26 protein-coding genes and 1 pseudogene are annotated in these 24,724 nt (G+C 60.0%); 12 read left to right on the top strand and 15 right to left on the bottom strand.

Translation table 11 applies throughout. The features are described from left to right. Nucleotides 1-4: 4 nt before the first annotated feature. Nucleotides 5-292 carry a hypothetical protein gene (locus AAEZ06_RS22910; RefSeq protein ID WP_149412174.1) on the bottom strand — a complete coding sequence of 96 codons (288 nt, stop codon included), beginning with the start codon at nt 290-292 and terminating at the stop codon, nt 5-7. A 78-nt stretch (nt 293-370) separates the two neighbouring features. Here AAEZ06_RS22910 and AAEZ06_RS22905 point away from each other — a divergent pair, with 78 nt between their 5' ends. Next, the gene (locus AAEZ06_RS22905; protein ID WP_149412175.1) at nt 371-1,057 is read left to right on the top strand and encodes a spermidine synthase; all 687 of its coding nucleotides are present in this window, start codon (nt 371-373) and stop codon (nt 1,055-1,057) included. Nucleotides 1,058-1,090: 33 nt separating this feature from the next. Here AAEZ06_RS22905 and rarD read toward each other — a convergent pair whose 3' ends face one another. After that, nucleotides 1,091-1,975, bottom strand: a complete 885-nt coding sequence (gene rarD / locus AAEZ06_RS22900; RefSeq protein WP_149412176.1) for an EamA family transporter RarD — start codon at nt 1,973-1,975, stop codon at nt 1,091-1,093. Between the two features lie 906 nt (nt 1,976-2,881). On the opposite strand from rarD, the gene AAEZ06_RS22895 reads away from it, so the two are divergent. The 3 genes from AAEZ06_RS22895 to AAEZ06_RS22885 all read left to right on the top strand — a co-directional run bounded on the left by AAEZ06_RS22895 (nt 2,882) and on the right by AAEZ06_RS22885 (nt 4,235). Continuing rightward, nucleotides 2,882-3,256 (top strand): YajD family HNH nuclease, encoded by a 375-nt coding sequence (locus AAEZ06_RS22895; protein WP_133101846.1) that lies wholly within the window; start codon nt 2,882-2,884, stop codon nt 3,254-3,256. A 94-nt stretch (nt 3,257-3,350) separates the two neighbouring features. Next, nucleotides 3,351-3,818, top strand: coding sequence for an RNA methyltransferase (locus tag AAEZ06_RS22890; RefSeq protein WP_149412177.1), 468 nt, complete (start codon nt 3,351-3,353; stop codon nt 3,816-3,818). A 69-nt stretch (nt 3,819-3,887) separates the two neighbouring features. Then, a complete protein-coding gene (locus AAEZ06_RS22885) occupies nt 3,888-4,235 on the top strand; it encodes a YgaP family membrane protein (protein WP_149412178.1) in 348 nt (115 codons plus the stop codon). Between the two features lie 126 nt (nt 4,236-4,361). Here the strand turns inward: AAEZ06_RS22885 and AAEZ06_RS22880 are convergent, their stop codons facing one another. Both AAEZ06_RS22880 and AAEZ06_RS22875 read right to left on the bottom strand, forming a co-directional pair. Beyond that, nucleotides 4,362-5,600, bottom strand: coding sequence for a hypothetical protein (locus AAEZ06_RS22880; protein WP_350616385.1), 1,239 nt, complete (start codon nt 5,598-5,600; stop codon nt 4,362-4,364). An 11-nt stretch (nt 5,601-5,611) separates the two neighbouring features. Further along, nucleotides 5,612-6,061, bottom strand: a complete 450-nt coding sequence (locus tag AAEZ06_RS22875; protein WP_350616383.1) for a YcgN family cysteine cluster protein — start codon at nt 6,059-6,061, stop codon at nt 5,612-5,614. A 299-nt stretch (nt 6,062-6,360) separates the two neighbouring features. Here AAEZ06_RS22875 and AAEZ06_RS22870 point away from each other — a divergent pair, with 299 nt between their 5' ends. Beyond that, entirely contained in the window at nt 6,361-6,954 is a 594-nt protein-coding gene (locus AAEZ06_RS22870) for a nitroreductase family protein (protein WP_350616381.1), read from the top strand. Between the two features lie 853 nt (nt 6,955-7,807). Here the strand turns inward: AAEZ06_RS22870 and AAEZ06_RS22860 are convergent. From AAEZ06_RS22860 to AAEZ06_RS22840, 5 genes are all read right to left on the bottom strand, one after another. Beyond that, nucleotides 7,808-8,740 carry a D-2-hydroxyacid dehydrogenase gene (locus AAEZ06_RS22860; RefSeq protein ID WP_149414123.1) on the bottom strand — a complete coding sequence of 311 codons (933 nt, stop codon included), beginning with the start codon at nt 8,738-8,740 and terminating at the stop codon, nt 7,808-7,810. A 122-nt stretch (nt 8,741-8,862) separates the two neighbouring features. After that, nucleotides 8,863-9,156, bottom strand: coding sequence for a YcgL domain-containing protein (locus AAEZ06_RS22855; protein ID WP_149414122.1), 294 nt, complete (start codon nt 9,154-9,156; stop codon nt 8,863-8,865). Then, nucleotides 9,153-10,286: a ribonuclease D gene (gene rnd / locus AAEZ06_RS22850; RefSeq protein WP_149414121.1), complete on the bottom strand. Its 1,134-nt coding sequence runs from the start codon at nt 10,284-10,286 to the stop codon at nt 9,153-9,155. Before rnd ends, AAEZ06_RS22855 begins: the two co-directional genes overlap by 4 nt. A gap of 122 nt (nt 10,287-10,408) precedes the next feature. Beyond that, complete coding sequence (locus tag AAEZ06_RS22845; RefSeq protein WP_149414120.1) at nt 10,409-11,083, bottom strand: class I SAM-dependent methyltransferase; 675 nt, start codon at nt 11,081-11,083, stop codon at nt 10,409-10,411. Nucleotides 11,084-11,190: 107 nt separating this feature from the next. Further along, on the bottom strand, nt 11,191-12,573 hold the full coding sequence (locus AAEZ06_RS22840) for a glutamine synthetase family protein (protein ID WP_350616378.1): 1,383 nt from the start codon (nt 12,571-12,573) through the stop codon (nt 11,191-11,193). A gap of 426 nt (nt 12,574-12,999) precedes the next feature. Here AAEZ06_RS22840 and AAEZ06_RS22835 point away from each other — a divergent pair, with 426 nt between their 5' ends. Next, nucleotides 13,000-13,779, top strand: a complete 780-nt coding sequence (locus AAEZ06_RS22835) for a transporter substrate-binding domain-containing protein (RefSeq protein WP_149414118.1) — start codon at nt 13,000-13,002, stop codon at nt 13,777-13,779. Here AAEZ06_RS22835 and cynR read toward each other — a convergent pair. Then, nucleotides 13,754-14,635: a transcriptional regulator CynR gene (gene cynR, locus AAEZ06_RS22830; protein WP_350616376.1), complete on the bottom strand. Its 882-nt coding sequence runs from the start codon at nt 14,633-14,635 to the stop codon at nt 13,754-13,756. The genes AAEZ06_RS22835 and cynR overlap by 26 nt on opposite strands. On the opposite strand from cynR, the pseudogene AAEZ06_RS22825 reads away from it, so the two are divergent. The 3 genes and pseudogenes from AAEZ06_RS22825 to AAEZ06_RS22815 all read left to right on the top strand — a co-directional run. Further along, nucleotides 14,585-15,001: pseudogene (locus AAEZ06_RS22825) on the top strand (carbonic anhydrase); the annotation flags it as partial. The gene cynR and the pseudogene AAEZ06_RS22825 overlap by 51 nt on opposite strands. A gap of 29 nt (nt 15,002-15,030) precedes the next feature. Next, entirely contained in the window at nt 15,031-15,501 is a 471-nt protein-coding gene (gene cynS, locus AAEZ06_RS22820) for a cyanase (RefSeq protein ID WP_149414116.1), read from the top strand. Between the two features lie 127 nt (nt 15,502-15,628). Then, the gene (locus AAEZ06_RS22815; protein WP_149414115.1) at nt 15,629-16,468 is read left to right on the top strand and encodes a cache domain-containing protein; all 840 of its coding nucleotides are present in this window, start codon (nt 15,629-15,631) and stop codon (nt 16,466-16,468) included. Nucleotides 16,469-16,472: 4 nt separating this feature from the next. On the opposite strand, the gene AAEZ06_RS22810 is transcribed toward AAEZ06_RS22815, so the two are convergent. Together AAEZ06_RS22810 and pobA are read right to left on the bottom strand one after the other, a co-directional pair. Then, a complete protein-coding gene (locus AAEZ06_RS22810) occupies nt 16,473-18,005 on the bottom strand; it encodes an MDR family MFS transporter (protein WP_502948046.1) in 1,533 nt (510 codons plus the stop codon). A 72-nt stretch (nt 18,006-18,077) separates the two neighbouring features. Then, complete coding sequence (pobA, locus tag AAEZ06_RS22805; RefSeq protein WP_178114517.1) at nt 18,078-19,262, bottom strand: 4-hydroxybenzoate 3-monooxygenase; 1,185 nt, start codon at nt 19,260-19,262, stop codon at nt 18,078-18,080. 189 nt (nt 19,263-19,451) lie between these two features. On the opposite strand from pobA, the gene AAEZ06_RS22800 reads away from it, so the two are divergent. Further along, entirely contained in the window at nt 19,452-20,342 is an 891-nt protein-coding gene (locus tag AAEZ06_RS22800; RefSeq protein WP_149414112.1) for a helix-turn-helix domain-containing protein, read from the top strand. On the opposite strand, the gene AAEZ06_RS22795 is transcribed toward AAEZ06_RS22800, so the two are convergent. Together AAEZ06_RS22795 and AAEZ06_RS22790 are read right to left on the bottom strand one after the other, a co-directional pair. Beyond that, on the bottom strand, nt 20,335-20,511 hold the full coding sequence (locus AAEZ06_RS22795) for a hypothetical protein (protein WP_178114512.1): 177 nt from the start codon (nt 20,509-20,511) through the stop codon (nt 20,335-20,337). The genes AAEZ06_RS22800 and AAEZ06_RS22795 overlap by 8 nt on opposite strands. Nucleotides 20,512-20,610: 99 nt before the next feature. Beyond that, nucleotides 20,611-21,516, bottom strand: coding sequence for a LysR family transcriptional regulator (locus tag AAEZ06_RS22790; RefSeq protein ID WP_350616373.1), 906 nt, complete (start codon nt 21,514-21,516; stop codon nt 20,611-20,613). A gap of 104 nt (nt 21,517-21,620) precedes the next feature. On the opposite strand from AAEZ06_RS22790, the gene AAEZ06_RS22785 reads away from it, so the two are divergent. Together AAEZ06_RS22785 and AAEZ06_RS22780 are read left to right on the top strand one after the other, a co-directional pair. Next, nucleotides 21,621-22,493, top strand: coding sequence for an MBL fold metallo-hydrolase (locus AAEZ06_RS22785; RefSeq protein WP_149414110.1), 873 nt, complete (start codon nt 21,621-21,623; stop codon nt 22,491-22,493). A 33-nt stretch (nt 22,494-22,526) separates the two neighbouring features. Next, nucleotides 22,527-23,141: an NAD(P)-dependent oxidoreductase gene (locus AAEZ06_RS22780; protein WP_149414109.1), complete on the top strand. Its 615-nt coding sequence runs from the start codon at nt 22,527-22,529 to the stop codon at nt 23,139-23,141. 693 nt (nt 23,142-23,834) lie between these two features. On the opposite strand, the gene AAEZ06_RS22775 is transcribed toward AAEZ06_RS22780, so the two are convergent. Next, entirely contained in the window at nt 23,835-24,701 is an 867-nt protein-coding gene (locus AAEZ06_RS22775; protein WP_350616370.1) for a LysR substrate-binding domain-containing protein, read from the bottom strand. Nucleotides 24,702-24,724: the final 23 nt, after the last annotated feature.

Here is a 24,724-nt window from a genome sequence, read left to right as displayed (position 1 = left end):
CGCTCTAGCCGCCGGGCGTCTTGGGTTTGCTGTCGTTCTGCTGCAAGCCTGGGAGCGTCTGATCCTTGGGCGGTGTAGGCAATATGATCGGTACCAAGGGCGGCACACCGGTACCGACAGCTTTTGGCGTGGTCGGCGGGGTGACTTGCGGATAAGGTGTGGGCGTTGCAGTGCCCGGCGAACCCGTGGTGGACGCGGGGGTGTTCGGCACGGTTTGCAACTCCTGAGCATGGGCGGCACTGCCAAGGGCGAGCGCGCTCCCTACAATGACCGTTAGAATGCTGCACTTCATCGATGGCTCCATGGCCTGACGGTAATGCCGTAAGGCTACTCCCAACCGCACAAGAATGCCCTTCCCAATGAGATTTCCATGAAACGTTTCGTTCTGCTGGACACCACCCCGATTCCCGATAATGGCGGTGCCTTGTGCCTGTTCGAATATGGCGAGGATTTTGTCATCAAGATCCAGGGCGGTGACGGCGGACAACTGATGAACACCCGCATGCACGGCTCCGAAGATGCCCTGGCGGAGATCCCCTGCCGCAAGGTAGCCGGTCGTCCCGGTTCGCGGGTGTTGATTGGCGGCCTGGGCATGGGCTTTACCCTGGCCTCGGCGCTCAAGCATTTGGGCAAGACCGCCGAAGTGGTGGTCGCTGAGTTGGTGCCGGGCGTGGTTGAGTGGAATCGCGGGCCGCTGGGAGAAAAGTCCGGACGACCGCTGCTGGACCCGCGCACGGTGATCCGCATGGAAGACGTGGCCAAGGTGCTGCACGCCGAGCCCCAGGGCTTCGACGCGATCATGCTGGATGTCGACAACGGCCCCGAAGGCTTGACGCAAAAAGCCAACAGCTGGCTGTATTCGACCGGCGGCCTCAGCGCCTGCGCCAAGGCCCTGCGCCCCAAGGGCGTGCTGGCCGTATGGTCAGCCAGCGCCGACAAGCAGTTCAGCGAGAAACTGCGCAAGGCCGGCTTCAAGGCAGAGGAAGTTCAAGTGTTTGCCCATGGCAACAAGGGCACCCGGCATACCATCTGGATTGCCGAAAAACTCAAGGGCTGAAACAGCCCCTGAATTCACTGCGCGGGTCGTGGGTCAAATCGACCGGCGCAATCGATTCAAATGCCTCAAGCCTTCCAACACCAATACCGCTACCGCCAGCCAGATTGGCAGATAGGTCATCCATTGGCCCGGTTTGAGGCTGTCCCCCAGCATTAACGACACTGCCACCAACAGCACCGGTTCAGCATAACTGAGCAAACCGAACAGGCTGAACGGCAACAGGCGACTGGCCATGATGTAGGAATAACCCGCCGCCGCGCTGACCAATCCCATAAGCGGTACCAGCCAATAGAGCGCTGGGCGCTGCGCCAAGATCTCGCTGATTGACCCAGCGCCAAGGACGAACCATAGCGCCACAGGAATCATCAGCATCATGTCCAGCCATAATCCTCCCAGGTTATCGGTGCCACAGCGCCGGCGCAGTACGAAATACAGCGGATAGCCGACGCACACCACCAGCGTCGTCCAGGAGAACCCACCCGTGCGGTACAACTCATTGGCCACACCCACCGCGGCTAACGCGGCGGCAACCTTTTGCAAGTAGGAAAGGCGTTCGCCGTAAACGATACGACCCGTGATGACCATAGTCAGCGGCAACAGAAAATAACCCAGCGAAACATCCAGACCATGGCCATTGAGCGGCGCCCACATGAAAATCCACAACTGGACACCGACCAACACACTGGTCAGCACGACGCAAGGCAGCAAGGCCGGCCTATCGCGCAAGCGCTTGTAGATCAGCGGGACCCACTTCCAGTCTCCAGAGAGACAGAGCAGCAGGGTCATGAAGGGCAACGAAATAAGCATTCGCCAGCCAAATATTTGCTGACCATTCAATGGTTCAAGAAGGGAGGTAAAAAAATACAGCACGCCAAACAGGAAGGAGGCGGAAACCGCCAAAACAACACCTTTAGACACAACAGCCTCGACGAACAAGCACAGTTATTTAATTGAAGCAGGAAGCTGCATTCACACAGCGTGAATGTTAGTGGGATGAACATCAGGTATTTATTAACAGGCACCCATAGCTTTATAACGAACACACAGGATTAACCCTGAACTGTTCAGCAATAAGAATTGGGGGCTTCGTCTGTTTTTTATTATTTGCACGACGAACATCAGACACTTCAACTAGCCCGACTTCGGTCATTAGAAGCAGTACACTCTGGACGAGTGCCTCTGATTTAAAACGCCACAGCCTCACCCTCGTAGGGTTGGCGCTGGGATGGGAAACCCGATTTCACGGGGAACAGCCTGTTACAGGTCGGGGTGAACAGTCTTCAGGGGAGTCCTGATACGTTCACCGGTCACTCGTGTTCTTCATGACCTTGTCAGGTCATATTCTCCGAGAGACCCGTCTCGGAACGAATGAACATTTTAACACCTGACGCCACCATAGACCAAACTAACGGCAGTGGGCCAGAAGGCGCCACATTAAAGACTTCGAACAAGTTAGTCTAATAATTTTTGGTATTTAATTTGCGCCACACAAAGTGAAATACCCAAGTGTATTTAATTCGATATCTGCTCAGCCATTACTGTATATTTAGCCGCTATACGCCCAGCAGATAGTGGCAAAAGTTACTCTTTACCGTCGCCCTGCAGGAGCGACACTAGGCCACAGCCAGTTACCCCAATAAAACTCCAGAAACTCCGGGGCCAATGCAGACGCATGAGCGCGAATCCCTATGAGTTCATATCGCCGATACTACAAACAATTCTCTCCGGCAGCCTGCACCTCAGCTGAAAAAAGCCAGGGGCTTATTACCCCATGAGCGGCTAGAATCAACGCTATCCGTGATCCACTAAAAGACAGGAGCCATGATGAGCTCGACCAACCCGCCCTCCCACACCGCCAAGCTGGACCGTATCCTTGCCGATGCCCAGCGCGACCGGGAAATGGGCTACCGCGACAAAGCCTTGAAGATGTACCCCCACGTGTGCGGCCGCTGCGCCCGTGAATTCGCCGGCAAGCGCCTGAGCGAACTGACCGTGCACCACCGCAACCACAACCATGATGACAACCCCCAGGACGGCTCCAACTGGGAGTTGCTGTGCCTGTACTGCCATGACAATGAACACTCGCGTTATACCGACCAGCAGTATTTCAGCGAAGGCTCAACCAGCAGCCCGACCATTGCCAAGGCGACGCACAACCCGTTTGCGGCGTTGGCGGGGTTGATGAAGAAAGACAGCTAAAAACCGCAAGCTTCAAGCTGCAAGTTCAAACCGTGCTCTTGAACCTTGAAGCTTGCCGCTATACTGCTGTCTTTTTTCGAAGGCACCCTCTCCCGTGGCCAACAAACGCTACAGCTGCATCGGTCTGTACAACCCCAAGTCACCCGAGAACGTCGGTTCGGTGATGCGCGCCGCCGGCTGTTATGGCGTGGCGTCGGTGTTCTACACCGGCAAGCGTTACGAAAGGGCCCGGGACTTTATTACCGACACCAAGAAGGTCCACCACGATATTCCGCTGATCGGTATCGACGACCTGAAAAAAATCTTGCCCCTGGGCTGCATCCCGGTCGCCGTTGAACTGGTGGACGGCGCCCGCCCCCTCCCCGAATACACTCACCCCGACCGCGCGCTGTACATCTTCGGCCCGGAAGACGGCTCCCTGGACAAGGACATCCGCGACTGGTGTGAGGACGTGATCTACATCCCGACCACCGGTTGCATGAACCTTGCCGCCACGGTCAACGTGGTGCTCTACGACCGTATGGCCAAGGGCAATAACACCCGCTCGGGGCCTAAATACTGATTTTTTGGGAACATCTTCGGTCTGCGTGCAGTCAGCTGCATATCCATGACCCCTTGTTGGAGATAGACCATGAGCGACAGCAAAACCCTGCGACCTATCATCGAATCCACACCGTTCCAGACCCAGCCCACGCAAAACGTCCAGGGCTGGGAGCGGATTGGCTCACTGGCTGGCGGCGTGGTGATGATGGGCAAAGGCCTTCGCCGTGGCGGCTTTTTTGGCTTGATTCAAGTGGCGATTGGCGGCGTGGCGCTGGCCCGTGGGATCAGCGGTCATAGTTCGGCCAAAGCGCTGCTGGAGAAGAGTCGTCAGGAGATGAACACCGTGCGCACGAAGATCGAACGAGCCGGTGAAGAGCTGAAAAACCTCAAGACCCAGGCTGAAATTGCTGCCAGCAAAGACACAAAAACCACGTAGCCGTTGTCGAGTTCCAGCGAGGCTACGTTGGCCGCACCACTGCCATCAAGCCTGACATCAGCACCGAGTCGTTTCTGACGCAGCCTCGCTAAAGCTCGACAGCTGCTACGAGGTAACGGGGTCGACTCAGTGCAACAGCTTGCTATCGAGCACCGTCGACGACTGACCAATGATGCTCTCGGCCAACTGCACAAACTCCTTGGAGCTGATGCTGTTCAAGCGCATCACTGCTTGTGTCAGGTCATCCAATGAGCGCTTATTGTGGGTTTTCAGGCGAATCTCCCGATCCAGTTCCTGCAACACCACCACCGCCCGCGCCACGGTTGCGCCGCTGACATGCTCACCGCGCAAGGTCGTCACGCCCTTGCCTTCCTTGCTCAGGCGAGTCTGTATCGCCGCATAACGCTCGTCACTGATGCCTCCCGCGCGGCGTACCAATTCGATGGCGTAATACTCTGCCAGGCCTTCGCTGATCCAGTCACTGCCCTGATGATCGTTAAAACGACCGATAGCCTGCACCACTTCACGGATCATCGGGCTGCTACCGTTTTCGCTGACCAGTGGCGTGCGGCTATTCAGGTAGATCGAGTCGTGCCCAGAGAACACACCACGGCGCATCGGGTCGCTGGCACCGACCACCAACAACTTGGCCGGATGACGCGGGAACGCTGCTTGCACCTGGGGCCAGACAAAGGTCAGCAGTGTCAGCACGTCCATGCGGCGCATGGCCTGGCCCTTGGGCGAGGCCACGGTGATTTCGGTCTCCCCCAGGCGCACGCGTCGGCTGCCCAGGCTGCCGGCAAGCATCCAGCCGGTGGGCCGGTCAAACAGGCGGGAGACGTTGTCGATGCGAAATTTGTTCTTGCCGATGCGTGGCCAGGCAGTCTCGACACTTTTCCAGCCCGCTGGCAGTTCGAAGACCAGCCGCGACACCAGCTCGATGCCGTCTTGCTGGTCGAGACGGGCCTTGGGCACCAGGTCTTCACCGAGAAACAGTGCCCAATTCGGCGTCATCCGCGTTTCATAGATACCCGCCTTGCGGGCATGGCTGAGGCGCACGCGGTAGGTCAGGCTGGCCTTGTCGGCGCTGGGTTGCCACAGGCCACGGCTGGCTCCGGCGCTAGTGCCGGGCATAACTTGCCACTGTCCATCGGCCTTGAAGTCGCTGTAGTCGCCGTCGCGGCCAAGGTCGAAGTTCAGGCTGCGCACCGCCGAGCCCTGGGACAGGCTCAGGCGCACTTCGGCCTGATCGCTCTGGGGCAACAACTTGACGTGATAATCGAGATCGACCTTTTTCGCGGACCACGCTGACGTGCTCAACGCCAGCAACACCAGGCTTACCGCCAGCTTGCCTGCAACCGTCATAGACACTCCTTTCAGCCTGCGCGAAAAATCAGGTAATCCTCCCAATCGTCCTCAGACACGCTGCCTTCACTGACCATGCGCCCGGACTGGGAAATGCGTGCGCGGTGCACGGCATCGCGATCGCCACAGACCAAGTGATGCCAGAGCGGCAAATCCTTGCGCTCGCTGACCAGCCGATAACCGCAGGTCGGCGGCAACCATTTGAACTGATCGGCCTGGCCCGGCGTGAGCTGGATGCAATCAGGCACCGAGTCCCGGCGGTTAGGGTAATCGGTGCACTGGCAGGTTTTCAGGTCCAGCAGTTTGCAGGCAATACGTGTGTAATAGACGCTGTTGTCGTCTTCATCTTCGAGCTTTTGCAGGCAGCACAAGCCGCAACCGTCGCACAGCGACTCCCACTCCTCCTGATCGAGGTGTTCGAGGGTTTTGCGTATCCAGAAAGGTTCGACTTTAGCGGCCATGGCTCTACATCAGTATCGGTGCGGTTAAAAGGCCGCCAGTCTAGTGCCCAAGGCGCCAAGGGCCAAGCGCTTACGACTGCCGGTATAACAAGACTTGTCAGCTTTCGCTGGGCGAAGTAGCTTTGAGGGCCGCAAAAGCCCTGCGCCAGGTGCCATAAATGCTCAACCGCATTGCCCCAGGCGCGCGACACGGCCCTGAAAAACCCATCGCCGAGTTCATCGGCGCACCCAGTTTTTTGATCTGCGCTCTGCCTCATAAATGTAGCAACGTAGCCCATACCCGTCATCAGGAACTGTTCATGAGCACAAACCCACGCATCGCCGATTACCCCATTCATTCCCAATTCACCGAGCGCTGGTCGCCACGCGCCTTTACCGGCGAGAGCATCCCGGTCGAGACCTTGCTGAGCTTCTTCGAAGCGGCCCGCTGGTCGCCGTCGGCCTACAACTCACAGCCTTGGCGATTTCTCTATGCGCGCCGTGACACACCGAACTGGGAGCGCTTCCTCGGCCTGTTGAACGAATTCAACCGTGGCTGGGCGCAGCATGCCTCGGCCCTGGTGATCGTGGTGTCGAAAACCGACTTCGCCGTGCCCGGCGCCACCGAAGAAACCCCGGCCCTGTGGCACACCTTCGACACCGGTTCGGCCTGGGGCCATCTGGCGCTGCAAGCCAGCATCAGCGGCTGGCATACCCACGGCATGGCCGGTTTCGACCAGGAACTGACCCGCAAGGAGCTGAAGATCCCCGAAGGCTATGCGCTGCATGCAGCGGTGGCGATTGGCAAGCTGGGGGATAAGTCGACACTGGTCGAGTACCTGCAAGCCCGGGAAACTCCGAGCCCGCGCCGACCGTTGAGTGAGTTGGTTTCAGAAGGTGATTTTGATCTCTGAAGAGGCTGGGCTGGATACATATCCGTTATGTTGGTCGGGGCGGATTAGGGTTACGCCCTTACGGCGTGTCACTTTTGAAAAGAGCCCAAAAGTAACCAAAAGGCTCTTGCCCCACCACTTGGTGCCTCGCTTAGGCTCGGCATGCCTTCACTCCGGCATTGCTCCGTGGGCCGCCGCGATGGGCCATCCTTGGCCCAGCGCGGCTAAACCGGCGTCCTGCCGGTTTACCCACGGATCAATACCTGCGTTCAGCCATCGTGGTTAACGGGGCGCCTTAGATCAAAATCAAAAGCAAAAGCACGGCGGCCTGGTAGCCGACCTGAGTGGTGAAAAGCAAGAGCGGATCTACTGCCCACTACTGTAGGAGCGAGTTTGCTCGCGATGGTCGTTAACGATGACGCTGGCTTCCTGAATCACCGCGGTGCCCTCAGGTTCTTCGCGAGCAAGAACTAGGCGTCCCCCTCGCTCCTACAGAAAAACGGATGGCTCTTGATCTGCCTGCCCATAAAACCAGAGGCCGAACGCAGGTGTTGCGCAGTGGGTAAACCGGCAAGGATGCCGGTTTAGCCGCGCTGGGCCAGGGATGGCCCATCGCGGCGACCCACGGAGCAATGCCGGAGTGAGGGCACGCCGAGCCTAGGCGAGGCGCCGATAGGTAGGGCAGGAGCGCTTTGCTTACTTTCGCGCTTTTCGAAAGTGAGTCGCTGTAAGAGCGAAACCGCCAGCAGCCGTTACCGCAGCAACGGATATGTACTCATCGCCCCCTGGGGCCTGCCCCCAGCCATCAGCAACCTCAAGAGATGTGTAGCCATCGCAGGCAAGCCCGGCTCCCACATGGGTCCATGTGGTGTGTTTAGTAACCGCGCTCGAAGCTCACTTCCCCACGCAACACTTCTTGAGCCTGATACTTGCGCAGGTTCTCGACAAACAACTCCACCATCATCTTCGGCGAAGTCGGCGCCGAGCTATGGCCGGTCAACAACAAGCCCCAGGCGGTCCAGAACGGATGGCGCTGGGGCAACGGCTCTTGACGGCAAACGTCGATCACCGCACCAGCCAAATGCCCTTCTTTCAGGGCTTCCACCAGATCGGCATCCACCACGGCAACACCACGGCCAACGTTGATAAATACCCCGGTAGGCTTGAACTGCTTGAACAGCGCCGCGTCGTACAGGTCGTGGGTGTTCGCGGTGTTAGGCAGCAGGTTGACCACGTAGTCCACCTCCCCCACCAGCCGGTTTAGTTGATCCAGCCCGGCCACTTCGATAAACGGCGCCTGCTCCCGTGCTTCGCTGGCGATGCCATACAGCTCCACGCCAAACGGCAAGAGAAACTGCGCCACGCTGCGGCCGATATCGCCGGTGCCGACAATCAGCACCTTGCGCCCAGCCAGGCTCTGGCCCATGCGGTTGTCCCATTTGCGCTCGACCTGGCTAACCAGCCGTGCCAGCACTTCGCGCTCGTGACCCAACATGTAAGTCAGCACGTACTCGGCCATCACCTGGCCAAAAATCCCTACGGCGCGGGTCAAGCGATAGTCCCGTGGCAAGCCTTCGGCCAGCAGCGGCGTGACGCCGGCCCAGGTCGATTGCAGCCATGCAGGATGATTGCCCTGGCGCAGCAGGGTCGCCAGCAGGTCCGGCTGGCCGAGCCATACCGGGCAATCGGCGGCCAGGCTCGACAGTTCGGCCGAGTCGCCGCTGGTCATCACTTCCAGGTCCGGCGCCGCTTCGCGCAACAGTCGGGCGTACAGCGGGTGATCGTGTTCAGCAATCAGAACGCGCATGGTTCAAACCTTTCAAAAACAGTGCAGGCGGGGCCACAGGCGCAGTTCGCTGCATTCCTCGGGGCCACTGCCAGATAATTCGATTTCATTTATGAACGTGCCCCAGACAGGGCACTTACCCATCACAGCGGGTCATTGCGGCGCAGCAGCTCTTCGGGCAAGTGTTCGATGTACTCGTCCTCGGCCGGCGGCATTTGCAGGTGATAGCCCTGCTTGTCGAGGTTTTCCAGAACCGCGACGATGTCCTCGCGAGACAGCTTGCGCTCGGGGCTCAACACCAGGTCAAAGGCGTGATGGGGCTTGCCGAACGCCGCCAGCAGGCTTTCCGGGACACGCTCCAGGGCATCGCTTTTCAGCACATAGAGGTACATTTCGTTGCGTTTGAGGCTGCGATAGATGGAGCAAATACGTTTCAAGGCTGTTCTCCGGCAGTGGCCAGGCTGTCCAGCAGCGCCTGGCCCATCAGCTCGCGGCGCCAGCCACGCAGCGAGTCAGGCAATTGGTAAGGGCCCTCGGGGTAGCCACTCTTGACCAGCGCTTCGAGGGTTTTCTTGCGCAGCATCAGTTCCGGCGCCATGTCCAGGCGTTCGGCGAACGTCTGGCCGAGGGCGCGCAGTTGCTTGATCAACACAGCGGCGTCAACCGGCAACGGCTCGGCAACGGCCGGTGGCCATTGGTCCATGGATACGCTACCGGCGCACTTGATCAGGTCCAGCAAAAACTCGCCGTCATGGCGCACGGTGCGCGGGTGCATGTCTTCGATTTTACCCAAGGCGCTGAGGTTATCCGGCTGGGATTTGGCCAGGGGCCATAACGAGTGTTCGCGAATGATGCGGTTACGCGGCAGGTCACGGGCGCGGGCTTGCTGCTCACGCCAGGCGCACAGTTCACGCAACACAACGAGCTGGGCGCGGGAAAGTTTCCAGGCCAGCTTGGCGTCGCGGTACACCTCGAACGGGTCGACTTCACGGCGCAGGTTGGCGACCAGTTCGGCGCCATCGTCCACAACCCAGGCGTACCTCTCGTCAGACAGCCGTGGGCGCAGGCGTATGTAGACCTGCGCCAGGTGCACGGCGTCTTCGGCGGCGTAGCTGATTTGTGTCTCGGACAGTGGCCGCTGCAGCCAGTCGGAGCGGGTCTCGCCCTTGGGCAGGTCGATATCGAGCACGGCTTGCACCAGACGCGAGTAACCCATGGAAAAGCCCAGGTTCAGGTAGGCGGCTGCCAGTTGGGTGTCGAACAATGGCGCCGGCAGGCTGCCGGTCAAACGCAGCAGCACTTCCAGGTCTTCGCTGCAGGCATGCACCACCTTGATCACCGCAGGGTTTTCCAGCAAGGAGGCCAAGGGTTGCCAGTTATCGATGGTCAGGGGGTCGATCAGATAAGCGCGTACGCCATCACCAATCTGGATCAGCCCGGCGATGGGATAAAAAGTGTCGACCCGCATGAATTCGGTGTCGAGGGCGACGAATGGCAACTGCTGCCATTCGGCGCAATGCTGGCCGAGGCTATCGTTGTCGCAGATCCAGTGAATATCGATGGCCACACGGCTCTCCCTTGAAGAATGGCGCGCAGTATATATCGCTAAAGGGATTTGCGAGCATTCGCAGTGTACCCGCCGTCATGAAAACTCTGACAGGTGCCGAAGAATAGTCCGACAGCTAAGGGTTATCCTCTTTTACGCAGCACGTAAACCCGCCACAGGGCTGAGCCGGGCATGAACTCTTGCTGGTTGAGGATCTTGAAACCGGCCTGTTTGAACTCGGCTTCCACCTCGGCCCGATGGATGACCGGCGGTAGCCCGACCTCCTGCGATAGCCCTGGTGATGGCCCCTGCGCTGCACGGTGGCGGCTATCGCTGTTGACCGAGACGATCACCGTGTCGCGACTGACCCGGTGAAATTCGCGCAACAGCGCCAGCCTGGCCTCGGCACCGGGCACATGACGAAACAACTCCAGGCAAAAAATGCAGTCCACGGCGTTGGCCGACAGACCGATATTGAACGCCGAGCCCTGGAAGGTCTTCACCCGCCGCAGAAGTACCGCACCATGGTGGGTCTGGGCGTGGTCGAGCATGGCCTGGGAGTTGTCCGACGCGAGGATCACCCGGTTGCCGTGTTCGGCCAACACCGGCCAGAAACGCCCCGAGCCGCAGGCCAGGTCCAGCACCAGGCCCGGCTCCCCCGCCACTTTCAAAGCCTGGCGCACCAGGCGCTCATCACGCCACAACCACAAACGCCGCAGCAGACCCGGTGGGCGCGTGTCTCCACAGACCTGGGCATGCTCACGGCCGCAGCGCTCGGCGAATTCAGTCTCGATGGACGAAGGGGTGTGCGACGACATCAGCGGGCTCTTGTGGATGAATCGGTGTCAAACGACCTTGGATTCACAGCTTAACCAGCGCCTCGTGAAAAAAAGGTCGAAGGATTCACCGCCCATCACTGACTCGATCAGGCTTGATGCAGGTACCAGCGCCAGTCCTGCTCGCCCACCTCGCCCATAAACTGTCGATATTCGGCACGTTTGACGGCCAGGTACACGCCCAGAAACTCGCTGCCAAAGGCTTCCCGAGCCCAGGCTGAACCTTCAAGGGCGCGCAAGGTGGTCAGCCAGTCAGTGGGCAGCAACTCCTTGGCCTGGGCATAGCCGTTGCCTTCTACCGGAACGCCGGGATCGCGCTGCTCGCGGATACCGCGATGAATGCCAGCCAGGATGGCCGCTGCCGCCAGGTACGGGTTGGCGTCGGCGCCGCAGATCCGGTGTTCGATATGCCGGGAAAACGCCGGGCCGCCGGGCACCCGCAGGCTTACGGTGCGGTTGTCGACGCCCCAGGTCGCCGCCAGCGGGGCGTAGCTGTTGGTCTGGAAACGCCGGTAGGAGTTGGCGTTGGGGCAGAACATCAGTAATGAATCGAGCAAGGTGCTGAGCATGCCGCCTACCGCCTGGCGCAGCAGCGGCGTGCCATCGGGCGCTTCGCTGGCGAACAGATTGTTGCCCTGCGCGTCCGCCAGGCTGACGTGCATGTGCATGCCGGTACCTGCCAGATCATCGAAGGGTTTGGCCATGAAGCAAGCCGTCATCGCGTGTTTGTGAGCCACACCCTTGACCAGGCGCTTGTAGCGCACAGCCTCGTCCATGGCCTGCAAGGCATCGCTGCGGTGCTCCAGGGTAATTTCCACCTGCCCCGGCGCATATTCGGAAATCGCCGTGCGCGCAGGAATCCCCTGCAGTTTGCAGGCACTGTACAAGTCAGCAAGAAACGGTTCGATCTGCTCCAGCTCACGTAAACCGTAAACCTGGGTCGAACGCGGGCGGCCGCCGTCGACATCCCGCGCCGGTTGCGGGCGACCGTTGCTGTCGGGCTTCTGGTCGAGCAAATAGAACTCCAGTTCCGCCGCCATCACCGGGTAGTAACCGTCAGCCTTGAGCCCTTCGATGACCTTGGCCAGCAAGTGCCGCGGATCGGCCACGGTGGCCGGCATGCCTTCCTCGGGGTGCATGCTGACCTGCACCGCCGCCGTCGGAATCAACCGCCATGGCATGCGCTGCAAACTGCCGCTGACCGGGTAGGCGCGGCAATCGATATCCCCCACTTCCCAGACCAGCCCAGAGTTTTCCACATCGTCGCCATTGATAGTCAGGCCGAGGATGGTACTGGGCAGCGGGCGACCGCTTTGATAGACCGCCAGCAACTCATCGCGGTGCAGCAACTTGCCACGCGGTACGCCGTTGTTGTCGAGGATGAACAGTTCGAACATCTCGATATCCGGGTTCAATTCCAGGAAGGATTGGGCTTCGTGCAGGGAGGCAAAGGCGGTGGGGGCAACACTCATGGGATTTCTCATAGGTTAGCGTCAGGCAAGCGCACAGGCGCTGCCGGTCAGATGCGCACTGTCTCGCGGCATCCATGGGAGCAATCAACGCAGGGGAGAAATATCCGGTGGGCGCGCATGGCGGCAGTGCCATAGCGCCCAGAAGGCCAGTTCAGAAGGGAGTGCATCGGCGGTGATTCCCCGACGGGCCGAGCAACTTGACACTGTTGTGCCAGGCGAAGTCTCGGGGTGAGTGTCGGGCGAACCATCCATATGAGGATCACAGTAAAGAGATACCCAGCAGCGTCACATGGCAGGTCAGGTGGTTAAATTCAGTCTTGACGGAGTTTAGTTGCGGCGTTACTAAACATTCAGGACGCCTTGCCAGTCGCCCCGGCAGGTGGAAATAATAGCCGCCCCTGATCATGCCCCCAAGGACTCGACTGCATGAAAGCCCTTCCAGCACTGTGCATCATGGCGAGCCTGGCGACACCTGCCTTGGCCGACACCCAACCGTCATCGCGCCTGGACGAGGTTATCCAGCGCGGCCAACTGACCGTCTGCACCACCGGTGACTACAAGCCCTACACCTATTTGCGCCAGGACGGCAGCTACGAAGGCATCGACATCGCCATGGCGCAGTCACTGGCCAAGAGCCTCAACGTGCAGATCAAGTGGGTGCCGACCACCTGGAAAACCCTGATGCCGGACTTCCTGGCCCAGCGCTGCGACATCGCCGTCGGCGGTATTTCCGTGTCCCTGGAGCGGCAGAAAAAAGCCTTTTTCAGCCAGCCACTGGGGGTCGACGGCAAGATCCCGCTGGTGCGCTGCGCCGATGTGCAGCGTTACCAGACCGTCGAGCAGATCAACCAGGCGCAGGTGCGGGTGATCGAGCCGGCGGGCGGCACCAACGAAGTCTTCGCCCGCGCCCATCTGGGCAAGGCGCAACTGACGCTGTTCCCGGACAACGTAACGATTTTCGAAGAACTGCTGGCCAACAAGGCCGACGTGATGATCACTGACGCCAGCGAGGCGCGGTTCCAGCAAAAGCTCAAGCCGGGACTGTGTGCCGTCAACCCCGAACGCTATATGCAATACAGCGAGAAAGCCTTTTTACTGCCTCGCGACGATGTGGCCTGGAAGAGCTACGTAGACCAGTGGCTGCACCTGAGCACCGTCACTGGCATCTACGAAGGCATCGTCAACCAATGGCTGGCGGCGCCTTGATCAACTCAACGAAGGCCATGCACGCGGCGCTGCGGTAGGCGCCCTTGCGGCTGAGCAAGGCGGCCGTGCGCTGGGGCAAGGGCGGGCGAATCTGAACGGCGTGCAAGCCCGCCTGAGCACGGGTAACCGCACTGGGCAGAATGGTCGCCAGTTGAGTGCTGCGTACAATTTCGATGATGGCGCTGATGGAATTGGCTTCCATGGTGATCTGCGGTTTTACGTCCAGCCCTCGGCAATAGTCGTCAATGTAACGGCGGGTGGCGAAGTCTGAGTTCAGCATCACCAGCGGATGCTGTTTGAAGTCAGCAAGCTTGAGCCACTGTTTTCGGCTCAAGGTCGGATGGGCGGCACTGGCCACGAGGCTCAACTCTTCGACAAACAGCCCCTGGCACTCGATATCCGGTAAATGCTCGCCGGTAAACCCGATGCCGATGTCCAACAAATCCTGCGCCAATGCCGCCTCGATACGGTCCTGAGTCATCTCCTCGATCGTCAAGGTAATCGCTGGATACAGGCTGTTAAATCGCGCCAGCAGTGGGCCCGTCAGGTAAGCGGTAAAGGTCGGAGTCATTGCCAGGCGCAAGCTGCCTCGGCTCAAGTCCTGCACGTCATGCATCGCCCGCGTACCCGCCTGCAAATCCTGCAACGCCAGCCTGGCAAAGCGCACGTAAGCCTCCCCGGCATCGGTCAGCCGCACGCTGCGACCTGCGCGGTCCAGCAGCGGCGCGCCCAAGGTGTCTTCCAGTTGTTTGATCTGCTGGGACAAGGTCGGCTGCGACACATGCAAGGCTTCGGCGGCTCGGGTGAAGTTGCAGTGGCCGTGCTGGGCGTGAGCGACATTGTCATTTGCGGTCATTCCAACTGCGGCGCGATGACCGCCATTTCTACCTGAAAATGCCTGGACCACCTGCCCGCCGTGGCCAATTGGTTGCGTCACGCCGAGTCGGCCAAGGTCATCAATGCCTCCCGTACCCATGCCACGGACGCGGCGCGGCTGGATTCACTGGTACGGGAAAACGTGGTCGCACAACTGGCCAATCTCAAGACTCACCCTTCGGTGGCCCTGGCGCTGGAGCAGGGCCGACTGAACCTGCACGGCTGGGTCTATGACATCGAAAGCGGCAGCATCGCCGCCCTGGATGGCGCTACCAACCGCTTTATTTCCCTGATCGACCACCCGCAGACCCGCGCAGTCTCAACCACTGCGCAGCACGGTGCCTGAACCCTGTTTTCACCCACGAGGAAATCATCATGCTGCAATCCCAATTTGCTCAAGCTCCACGCCTGGCCCTGGCCGACACCATCATCGATATCAAGGCCCGCAAAAACCTGTCCTGGCAGGACCTTACCGAAGGTACCGGCCTGAGCCTGGCCTTCGTCACTGCCGCCCTGCTCGGCCAGCACCCGCTGCCCAAGGACGCCGCTGACGTAGTTTGCGAAAAACTCGGCCTGGACCAGGACGCCAGCCGCCTGCTGCAAAGCGTACCCTTGCGTGGCAGCATCCCCGGTGGCATTCCCAGCGACCCGGCGGTGTACCGCTTTTATGAAATGCTTCAGGTTTATGGCTCGACCCTCAAGGCCCTGGTTCACGAGCAGTTTGGCGACGGCATCATCAGCGCCATCAACTTCAAGCTGGACATCAAGAAGGTCGACGATCCGGACGGTGGTTCCCGTGCAGTGATTACGCTGGATGGCAAGTACTTGCCGACCAAGCCGTTCTGACCCCATGACCTGTTCTGCGCAGGAGTCCGCTTGCCGGCTCTTGCATGTTTGCGTGTGCCCTGTGAATGTTCCTGCATTGGCTGCAGCCGTCTAAGCTTGCAGCACCAACAAGAACGAGGGATGGGCAATGAAGGGAGTATTGAGCATTACTTGGCTGCTACTGTTGTGTTTCAGCCAGGTCCACGCCGCGACCACCCAGGAGCAGGACGCCCAAGCGGCCAAGGCCCTGCTGGAAAAAGCCCTGGCGTACTACCACGACAATGGAGACAAAGCGTTCGCAGCATTCAGTCGGCAGGGCGAGTTTATCGATAAGGACCGTTATGTGTTCGTGGTCGACACCAAGGGCGTGCTGCTGGCCAGTGGCGGCCCGTCGTCCGCGCTGATCGGCCGCGATGTCTCCGAAGTGCTGGGGCCAGACCTGCGTGAGTCCTTCAAGAAAGCGCTGAAGGTGCCCGAAGGCAATGGCATCCAGCAAGCCGACTACCGTTGGCAGAACTGGAACGACGGCAAGGTCGAACGCAAACATGTGTTCTACCAGCGCATCGGCCAGCGCATCCTGGCAGTAGGTTATTACCTGCCACGGGCGTCGCCCGAGCAAGCCAAGGCACTGCGGGACAAGGCGGTGAGGGACCTGGACAAGGATGAACAGGGCACACTAAAAGCCATCAACTCACTGCAGGGCGGGTTTCTGCAGGATGACCTGTATGTGTTTGTGGTTGACCTCAACACCGGGCGCTACGTAGCCCACGGCACCAACCTGCGCTTGATCAACACCGACTTTGCCAAGATCAAGGACCCGGACGGCAAGCCGGTGGGCGAGCCGATCCTCAAGTTGATGGCCGAACAGGGCCAAGGTGAATACCAGTACCGCTGGAAAAACCCAGTGACTGGCAAGATTGAGAACAAGCATGCCTACCTGCGCAAGACCGGGCATTTCCTGGTGGCTGTGGGTTACTACAGCCCTTGAGGGCCTAGCTGGCCTTGTCTTCCCGCCCGCGCAACAAGCGATCGGGCATGGCAATTGCCGCCGCCAACCCCAGCAGCGATACCGCCGCGCTGACCATCAGCAAATGCCGGAATGTCTTCAACAACTCCCCGCGCAGGGCATCCTGCGCCGGGCCAGGTGCGGCGTTGAGGCCGTCGAGCAACACATTCCCGGAGCTGCCTTCAGCCATCAGCGCACCGCTGGCCAAGTGGGCGAAACTGGAGTCCTGCAACAGCGCCAGCAGCAACGCCGACATGCACGCCACCCCCACTGCGCCGCCCAGTGAGCGAAACAGGTTAGTGGTGCTGGTGGCGACGCCGATGTCCTGTTGCTCCACCGAGTTTTGCGTGCCCACTAAGGACGTAGGGAACTGCATGCCGGAGGCGATCCCACTGAGCAACATGAACAGGCTGCTCAACACCAGCGCCTGGGGCGCGCTGAAGGCCATGCCGAGGATCGCAATGGGCGCCAGCAGCGCACCGCCAAGGATCATCGGTTTATAGCGGCCAGTCACCGAGGTCATCCGCCCGGCAAAATAGGCGCCCATCGGCAGCCCTATAGCCAGCGGCAGCAGGTGCAACGCGGCGCTGTCGGCACCGGCGCCGGTGACCGTCTGGTAGCGCAGGGGCATCAGCACGATCAACGAAATCGCCTGGAAGCTGGTGAAGAAAATCGTGCACCAACACAACACCGCGCTGCGGTTGGCGAACAGGTGCATGGGCAGCAGCGGCTCCCGCGCCCGGCGCTCGTGCCAGACAAACACCGTCAATGCCACCAGCGCGCAAACCAGCAGGCCCAGGACTTCATCATCGCGCCAGTGATGGCCCTGGCCGATTTGGGTGATACCCAGCAGCAACGCCGTGAGGCCAACGATCATCAGCACAGTGCCGAAGTAATCGATGATCGGCTTGCGCTGCGGCACCGGCAGCCCCACCAGGGTGCGATGGGCCACCCACCAGGCGCCAGCGCCCAGGGGCAGGTTGATCAGGAACACCCAGCGCCAGGACAGGTACTCGGTCATATAACCGCCCAGCACCGGCCCGGCCACACTGGCCACCGCGTACATGCTGCTGAAATACCCCTGATAACGGCCGCGCTCACGGGGCGGAATAATGTCGCCAATGATCGCCTGGCTCACCGAAATCATCCCGCCCGCGCCGATGCCCTGAAGGATGCGCGCCAGCACCAGTTGCTCCATGCTTTGCGCCATGCCACAAAACAGCGAAGCTATGGTGAACAGGCCCATGCCAATCAACATCATTGGCCGCCGCCCATACAGGTCGCCGAGCTTGCCGTAGATGGGCACCGCCACCGTCATCGCCACCATATAGCCGGAGATCACCCAGGCCAGCAGGTTAACGTCGTTGAACTGCGCGGAAATGGCCGGCATCGACACGGCGACGATGGTCTGGTCCAGGGCCCCAAGAAAAATCGCCAGCATCAGGGCGACCAGGACACTGCGGATGGCAATGACTGGCTTGGGTTGAGCGGATTGAGCGCACTGATTGAGGTTGGTCACGGCAGAGCCTGCAGGCAAGGCCCACGAGGAAAAGGGCCCGCGGGAATGCTCGTCAGTGTACTCGATAGGTCGCTATTCGATAGCCTCACAAGGAAGTCCGACGTAATTTTCTGCGATGGTTTTGCGTCCCGCTTCGGAGTCAACAAAGTACTCCAGTTCACTTTGGGCGATGCGCTGGCTGAATCCGTCCGCCTCCGGGAAGTGGTGCAGCATCGAGGTCATCCACCAGGAAAACCGTTCGGCCTTCCAGATCCGCCGCAAGCAGATGGCCGAGTATTTCTCCAGCAGGTCCACCCTGCCCTCGCGGTAAACCTTGAGCAGAATATTGAACAAGGTGCTGACATCGCTGGCCGCCAGGTTCAAGCCCTTGGCGCCGGTGGGCGGCACGATGTGAGCGGCGTCCCCCAACAGGAACAGGCGGCCGTACTGCATCGGTTCGACCACGAAACTGCGCAGCGGCGCGATGCTCTTTTCGATGGACGGCCCGGTCACCAACTGCGCAGCCAGGTCCTGGGGCAGACGGGTTTTCAACTCATCCCAAAAGCGCTGATCGGACCAGTCTTCAATCGGCTCCTCTGCGGGTACTTGCAGGTAATAGCGGCTGCGGGTGGCCGAGCGCATGCTGCACAGGGCGAAGCCACGCTCGTGTTTGGCGTACACCAGTTCATCATGAATCGGCGGGGTATCGGCGAGAATGCCCAGCCAGCCAAACGGGTAGACCCGCTCGAAAATCTTCAGGGCGTCGGCCGGGATCGTCTGGCGTGCCACCCCATGGAATCCATCGCAGCCGGCAATGTAGTCGCAGTCCAGGCGAAACGTTTCGCCCTCATAGTCAAAGGTCAGCCAGGGCTGTTCGCTTTTCAAAGCGTGCGGCTGCACATTACTGGCTTCATACAGCGTGATGGCGCCTGCGGCTTTACGTGCGGCCATCAGGTCGCGGGTGACTTCGGTCTGGCCGTAGATCATCACCGTCTTGCCGCCGGTCAGGGCCTTGAGGTCGATATGTTTCAACTGGCCGTTCAGCGCCAACTCAAAACCGTCATGGACCAGGCCTTCAGCGTCCATGCGTTGGCTGACGCCAGCCTGACGCAATAGATCGACCATGCCTTGCTCCAGCACCCCGGCACGGATACGACCTTGCACATAGCCGGGCGTCTGGCGCTCTAGAATAAGGGTCTCAATGCCTGCGTTGTGCAGCAACTGGCCGAGCAACAGCCCGGAGGGACCTGCGCCGATAATGGCGACTTGGGTTTTCAGCGTTTTCATTATTTTTATGGCCCGCAAACTTCACGCGAACGTATTCGGTGAAAGAGTTGTCTTTGGTTCTGCTGCTGGCATTTTTCACTTGAGTGGCCGGCATGAGAAGGTGAAAACTGCGCCAAACCCTGCGCTTTTTGCCAATCGGGGCGATTACCGCACCACCACCCTGAGTATCGGATTTAAAACATGACCAAAACTGCCAGCCCCGTGATTCCGGTGTTCAAACTCTACGGAGAAAGCCAGCAGTGGCCGACGCCGGATTTGTTGCACTGTGAAACCATCTCCCGGCGCAGCCGTGAGTACCAGTGGGAGATCCAGCCCCACCGGCACGCGGACCTGTGTCAGTTGCTGTATGTGCACAAGGGCCAGGCGCAACTGGAGATCGAAGGCCAGCGCAGTACGCTGACCGAGTCGACGCTGCAGGTGCTGCCACCGCTGTGCGTGCATGGTTTTCGTTTTTCCGAGGACATCGAAGGTTATGTGGTGACGCTGGCGGCGCCGCTGGTGGCGCATTTGCAGGGGCAACTGGGCTCGACGGTAGACGGCTTGAGCGCCTTGGGCAATTATCCGGCGGGTAGGGATAATGACTATCTCAACAGTCTCTTCGCCCGCCTGCAGGACGAATACAACGACGACTTCCCGGCGCGGGACATGATGATGCACGCCCTGGTCAGCGTGCTGCTGGTGTGGGTCAGCCGTCAGGCCATCCGGCACCGCCATCCACGGGCGCCACGGGGGCGCGAGTACTTTCGCCGCTTCACCCAGCTGGTGGAGCAGCACTACCGCGAACACCCGAAGATCGAGGACCTGGCGCACAAGCTGGGGATCTCGGTGTCGCACCTCAACGGCACTTGCCGGGAACTGGGGGGCCAACCGGCACTGCAGATCATGCATGACCGCCAATTGCTGGAGGCCAAGCGCCTGCTGACCTACACCAGCATGACCATCAATGAAATGTCGGAAGTGTTGGGCTTTTCCGACCCGACCAATTTCTCACGGCTGTTTCGCCGACGTGTCGGGTTTTCGCCCAAGGCGTTTCGGGAGCAGTTGAAGGTCGATTCCCAGGCAACTATCTGAGGGCACTCAACGTCGCTGTATACGGAATGCATTGATCATGGTTGCAACTGGCAGCCATGCTCGGCTGCATGCGGGTCTGTTCGGCGCGATACGCGGCAGTGCCGTAGAGCAGTGTAGCGCCGGCGCACAGGGTGAAAATCATCAGGTACTTTCTTGTTTTGATCGTCATGGCATTGACCTCTGAGCAGATCAAGAAGGTGCTGTATTAAGCATAGGCCAGCCAAGACGAGTTGCCAGTATCGGCCGGTATTCAGCACCTTTATGACGCTTAAAGACCGACATCCCACGCCGGCTCTTGCGCAAACCTGAGCACCAGGAAATCCAGCAGGCTGCGCAGCGCCGACGGCATGTGTTTGCGTGAGGCATACACCGCGTACATGTTCATCTGCCGCGGCTCGGCGTCAGGCAACAGGCGGATCAGTTCGCCACTGCGGATGTAATCGCCGGCCTGGTAGCTGGGCAACATCGCCACTCCCGCTCCGGCGAGTGTCACCTTTAGCAAAGTGCTGGCCTCGTTGGCGGTGATATTGCCTTGCACCTGCACCGAGACGGGCTCGCCGTCTTCCTCGAAGTGCCAGAGACTTTTGCCGAAGTAGGAATGGGTCAGGCAGTTGTGCCGCGCCAGGTCTTCCACCCGTTGTGGCTGGGCATGTTCCAGCAGATAAGCGGGCGATGCGCAGATCACCGAACGACATACCGTCAGCTTGCGGGCGATCAAGCTGGGGTCCAGGTCGTTGCTGGTGCGGATCGCCAGGTCGATGCGTTCATCCACCAGGTTCACCGTGCGGTCGAGCATCTGCAGGTCGACACTGACCAGCGGGTAGCGCTTGACGTATTCAGCCATGGCGTCCGCCAATTGCGCCTGGCCGAACGAAGTGCTGACACTCAGCCGCAACTGGCCACGGGGCGCGTCATCTGGCTCGCTGACGGCGGCCTGCATGTCGCTGCACAGCTCCAGCATCTGTCGGCAGCGAGGCAAGGTTTCGCTGCCGGCGGCGGTCAGGCTGAGTTTGCGCGTGGTGCGGTGCATCAGGCGCGCGCCGACCCAGTCCTCCAGCTCCGCCAGGTAGCGCGACACCACCGGACGCGACAGATCCAGATGATCGGCAGCGGCCGATTGGCTGCCCAGGTCGACCACCGCGACAAACACCCGCATTGCTTGAAGACGATCCATGATTTGCCCGATTTTAGAAACAAACTATGTCCCAGCATCGCATTTTTTGTAGTGTTCAGTGCAACTAAGCTCTGCCCATCGCCTACCGATTGCTGGAGTTGCACATGTTTGGATTCTCGACCCTCAAGCGCTTTGCACTGGCTTGCGCCGTCCTGGGCTTTGCCGCCCATGCCGCAGCCGCCGACCTGAGCCTGGACGTCTATAACCCAGGCGAGGCGGCAATCTTCCCGGTCAGCTCGGTGCTGGTCAGCGGTGAGAAAGACGCCATCCTGGTGAACGCGCAATTCGGCAAGGGCCAGGCCGAGCAACTGGTGCAGAAAATCCGCGCCAGCGGCAAGCAACTGACCACCATCTACATCAGCCATGGCGACCCGGACTACTACTTCGGCCTCGACACCCTGACCGCAGCATTCCCCCATGCCAAAGTCCTGGCACCGCAACCGGTGGTGGACCATATCAAGGCCACGGTTGCAGGAAAACTTGCGTTCTGGGGGCCGAAAATGGGCGCCGACAAACCCGCTAAAACCATCATCCCGCACGTGCTTGAAGGCCATAGCCTGACCCTCGAAGGGCAGACCCTGGAAGTGATCGGCCTGGACGGCCCGCAACCGGACCGCAGCTTCGTGTGGATTCCATCGATCAAGGCCGTGGTCGGTGGCGTGGTGGTCTCGGAAAATATCCACCTGTGGATGGCCGATACCCAAAGCGCGCAATCCCACGCCGACTGGCTGGCGACCCTGCAACGCATTGAAAGCCTGAAACCGAACACCGTGGTGCCGGGTCATTACCTGGGCACGCCTTCGCTGAAATCGGTGGCGCTCACGGCTGACTACATCAAGGCCTTCGACCAAGAAACCGCCAAGGCCAAGGACTCTGCCGCACTGATCAATGCAATGAAAAAGCGCTACCCGAACCTGGCCGACGAAAGCTCCCTGGAGCTGAGCGCCAAAGTCGCCAAAGGCGAAATGAAGTGGTGAATTGATCCAACCCTTACCGCACTGGAGAACGTCATGAGCAAGATTGCAATCATTGGTGCCACCGGCCGCGCCGGTAGCCAGCTGTTGGAAGAAGCCCTGCGTCGTGGCCACAGCGTCACGGCCATCGCCCGTAACACCGACAAGATCGAAACACGTCCTGGAGTGACCATCAAACAAGTGGATGCCCTGGACGCCGAAGCTCTGCAAAAGGCCATTAGTGGTAGCGACGTAGTGATCAGCGCGGCGCACTTCGCTACGCTGCCTGCCACCGCCGTGATCGGCCCAGTGAAAAAGGCCGGGGTGCAACGACTGTTGGTAGTGGGCGGTGCGGGTTCGTTGTTGCTGCCTGGTGGTCAGCGAGTGATCGACAGCGCTGGCTTCCCTGAGGAATACAAGGCTGAGGCCAGCGCTGGCAGTGTGTTTCTTGACACTCTGCGTCAGGAGAAAGAACTGGACTGGACTTTTCTTTCGCCGTCGGCGGAGTTCGTTGAGACCGAACGCACCGGCAAATTCCGCGTGGGCCAGGATGATTTACTGGTGAGCAGTGAAGGTAGGAGCTGGATCAGCTTTGCTGACTATGCCATTGCGTTGGTGGATGAAGTGGAAACACCGAAGCATTCCCGCCAGCGGTTTACCGTCGGGTATTAAGGCTGGCGCGGGCTATGTGGGAGTGGGTTGCGGGCATAGGTTGGGTTGGGTGGGTACATATCCGTTATTTTGGTTGGGGCTGCTTGGGGTTACGCCCTTACGGCGTGTCACTTTGCAAAAGCGGCAAAGTAACCAAAGCGCTCTTGCCCCACCACTTGGTGCCTCGCTGTGGCTTGGCATGCCCTCTCTGCGGCATTGCTCCGTGGGCCGCCGCGATGGGCCATCGTGGTTAACGGGGCGCCTAAGATCAAAATCAAAAGCACGGCGGCCTGGTAGCCGACCTGAGTGGTGAGAAGCAAGAGCGGATCTATTGCCACTGTAGGAGCGAGCTTGCTCCGAGCGGCGTTCCGACGATGGTCGTTAACGATGACATGGGTTTTCTGGATGAACGCCGTACTTGTAAGTCCATCGCGGCGACCCACGGAGCAATGCCTTCGTTCGGGCACGCCGAGCCACAGCGAGGCGCCGATAGGTAGGGCAGGAGCGCTTTGGTTACTTTCGTCTGGGCCGGCATTCCGGTTTTCGAAAGTGACACGCCGTAAGGGCATAACCCTAAGCAGCCGTTACCGCAACAACGGATATGTACTCAATAACCCCCCTAGAACCCAGCCATCAGCAACCTCAAGAAATGTGTAGATACTTATGGCTATAGCGAGCAAGCCAGCTCGCACATTTTGATCTTCATTGTGCCGATTACTGCGCCTGCCCGACCAACCAGTTCATCAACGCCTCAAGCTCCACCGAAGGCTCGGTCCCCGGTGGATACACCAGGTAATAACCCATCCCCGTCGGCACCTTCAATTCAAACGGTGTCACCAGCCGCCCGGCCTTGAGGTCTTCGCCGATCAGCGCGCTGTCGCCAATGGCCACGCCAGAACCTTGGGAAGCCACGGTCATGGCCAGATCCAGCGTTTCAAAATGATGCCCTTGGCTGAGGTTACTCAACCGCGTACCGGCCGCCTTCAGCCACAACGCCCAATCCCGACCATCCCGCGTGGGGTGCAACAGCACCTGCTGCTGCAAGTCCGCCGGGGTACACAGGCCGCCGAGCAAGGCCGGCGCGCACACTGGCGTCAGTTGCTCATCAAACAAATGCCTGGCCTGGGCCGACTGCTCGGCAATCGGGGCGTAGACCACCGCCGCATCAAACTGCTCGCGGCGAAAGTCCACGGTGTAGGCCACGGTAGTGGTCAGTTCCACCGGCACGTCCGGCCGTTCCTGTTGCCACTGCATCAAGCGCGGCAGCAACCAGCGCATCACGCAGGTGGAGGCTTTCAACTGCAAGGTCTCGCGACGGGAGCCAATCTGCTCTACCGCCTGCGAGATCAGGCCGAATACCTGTTGCACCCGCAGCGCCCATTCACGGCCCTCCTCGGTCAGGCTCAAGCCTCGGGCCTGACGCTGGAACAGCGCGTAACCCAAATGGCTTTCCAACCCGGCAATCTGCCGGCTCACCGCGCCTTGGGTGATGTGCAACTGCTCGGCCGCGCGGGTGAAGTTGCAGCACTGGGCGGTGACCCAGAACGTGTGCAATGCGGGCAGCGGCGGAAGGCGTTTCATCGGATGACAGCCATGAGCTGAGG

This window comes from Pseudomonas sp. HY7a-MNA-CIBAN-0227, from assembly GCF_040310325.1.
Lineage (GTDB): Bacteria > Pseudomonadota > Gammaproteobacteria > Pseudomonadales > Pseudomonadaceae > Aquipseudomonas.
The sequence above is the reverse complement of the archived record's forward strand: the minus strand, read 5'-3'. Positions and strand labels throughout refer to the sequence as shown.

What these genes read in the sequence shown, in the direction of transcription:
- AAEZ06_RS22910 (WP_149412174.1), bottom strand. Translation starts at nt 292, where the DNA reads ATGAAGTGCAGCATTCTAACGGTCATTGTAGGGAGCGCGCTCGCCCTT.
- AAEZ06_RS22905 (WP_149412175.1), top strand. Translation starts at nt 371, where the DNA reads ATGAAACGTTTCGTTCTGCTGGACACCACCCCGATTCCCGATAATGGC.
- AAEZ06_RS22895 (WP_133101846.1), top strand. Translation starts at nt 2,882, where the DNA reads ATGAGCTCGACCAACCCGCCCTCCCACACCGCCAAGCTGGACCGTATC.
- AAEZ06_RS22885 (WP_149412178.1), top strand. Translation starts at nt 3,888, where the DNA reads ATGAGCGACAGCAAAACCCTGCGACCTATCATCGAATCCACACCGTTC.
- AAEZ06_RS22880 (WP_350616385.1), bottom strand. Translation starts at nt 5,600, where the DNA reads ATGACGGTTGCAGGCAAGCTGGCGGTAAGCCTGGTGTTGCTGGCGTTG.
- AAEZ06_RS22875 (WP_350616383.1), bottom strand. Translation starts at nt 6,061, where the DNA reads ATGGCCGCTAAAGTCGAACCTTTCTGGATACGCAAAACCCTCGAACAC.
- AAEZ06_RS22870 (WP_350616381.1), top strand. Translation starts at nt 6,361, where the DNA reads ATGAGCACAAACCCACGCATCGCCGATTACCCCATTCATTCCCAATTC.
- AAEZ06_RS22860 (WP_149414123.1), bottom strand. Translation starts at nt 8,740, where the DNA reads ATGCGCGTTCTGATTGCTGAACACGATCACCCGCTGTACGCCCGACTG.
- AAEZ06_RS22845 (WP_149414120.1), bottom strand. Translation starts at nt 11,083, where the DNA reads ATGTCGTCGCACACCCCTTCGTCCATCGAGACTGAATTCGCCGAGCGC.
- AAEZ06_RS22840 (WP_350616378.1), bottom strand. Translation starts at nt 12,573, where the DNA reads ATGAGTGTTGCCCCCACCGCCTTTGCCTCCCTGCACGAAGCCCAATCC.
- AAEZ06_RS22835 (WP_149414118.1), top strand. Translation starts at nt 13,000, where the DNA reads ATGAAAGCCCTTCCAGCACTGTGCATCATGGCGAGCCTGGCGACACCT.
- cynR (WP_350616376.1), bottom strand. Translation starts at nt 14,635, where the DNA reads ATGACCGCAAATGACAATGTCGCTCACGCCCAGCACGGCCACTGCAAC.
- cynS (WP_149414116.1), top strand. Translation starts at nt 15,031, where the DNA reads ATGCTGCAATCCCAATTTGCTCAAGCTCCACGCCTGGCCCTGGCCGAC.
- AAEZ06_RS22815 (WP_149414115.1), top strand. Translation starts at nt 15,629, where the DNA reads ATGAAGGGAGTATTGAGCATTACTTGGCTGCTACTGTTGTGTTTCAGC.
- AAEZ06_RS22800 (WP_149414112.1), top strand. Translation starts at nt 19,452, where the DNA reads ATGACCAAAACTGCCAGCCCCGTGATTCCGGTGTTCAAACTCTACGGA.
- AAEZ06_RS22795 (WP_178114512.1), bottom strand. Translation starts at nt 20,511, where the DNA reads ATGACGATCAAAACAAGAAAGTACCTGATGATTTTCACCCTGTGCGCC.
- AAEZ06_RS22790 (WP_350616373.1), bottom strand. Translation starts at nt 21,516, where the DNA reads ATGGATCGTCTTCAAGCAATGCGGGTGTTTGTCGCGGTGGTCGACCTG.
- AAEZ06_RS22785 (WP_149414110.1), top strand. Translation starts at nt 21,621, where the DNA reads ATGTTTGGATTCTCGACCCTCAAGCGCTTTGCACTGGCTTGCGCCGTC.
- AAEZ06_RS22780 (WP_149414109.1), top strand. Translation starts at nt 22,527, where the DNA reads ATGAGCAAGATTGCAATCATTGGTGCCACCGGCCGCGCCGGTAGCCAG.
- AAEZ06_RS22775 (WP_350616370.1), bottom strand. Translation starts at nt 24,701, where the DNA reads ATGAAACGCCTTCCGCCGCTGCCCGCATTGCACACGTTCTGGGTCACC.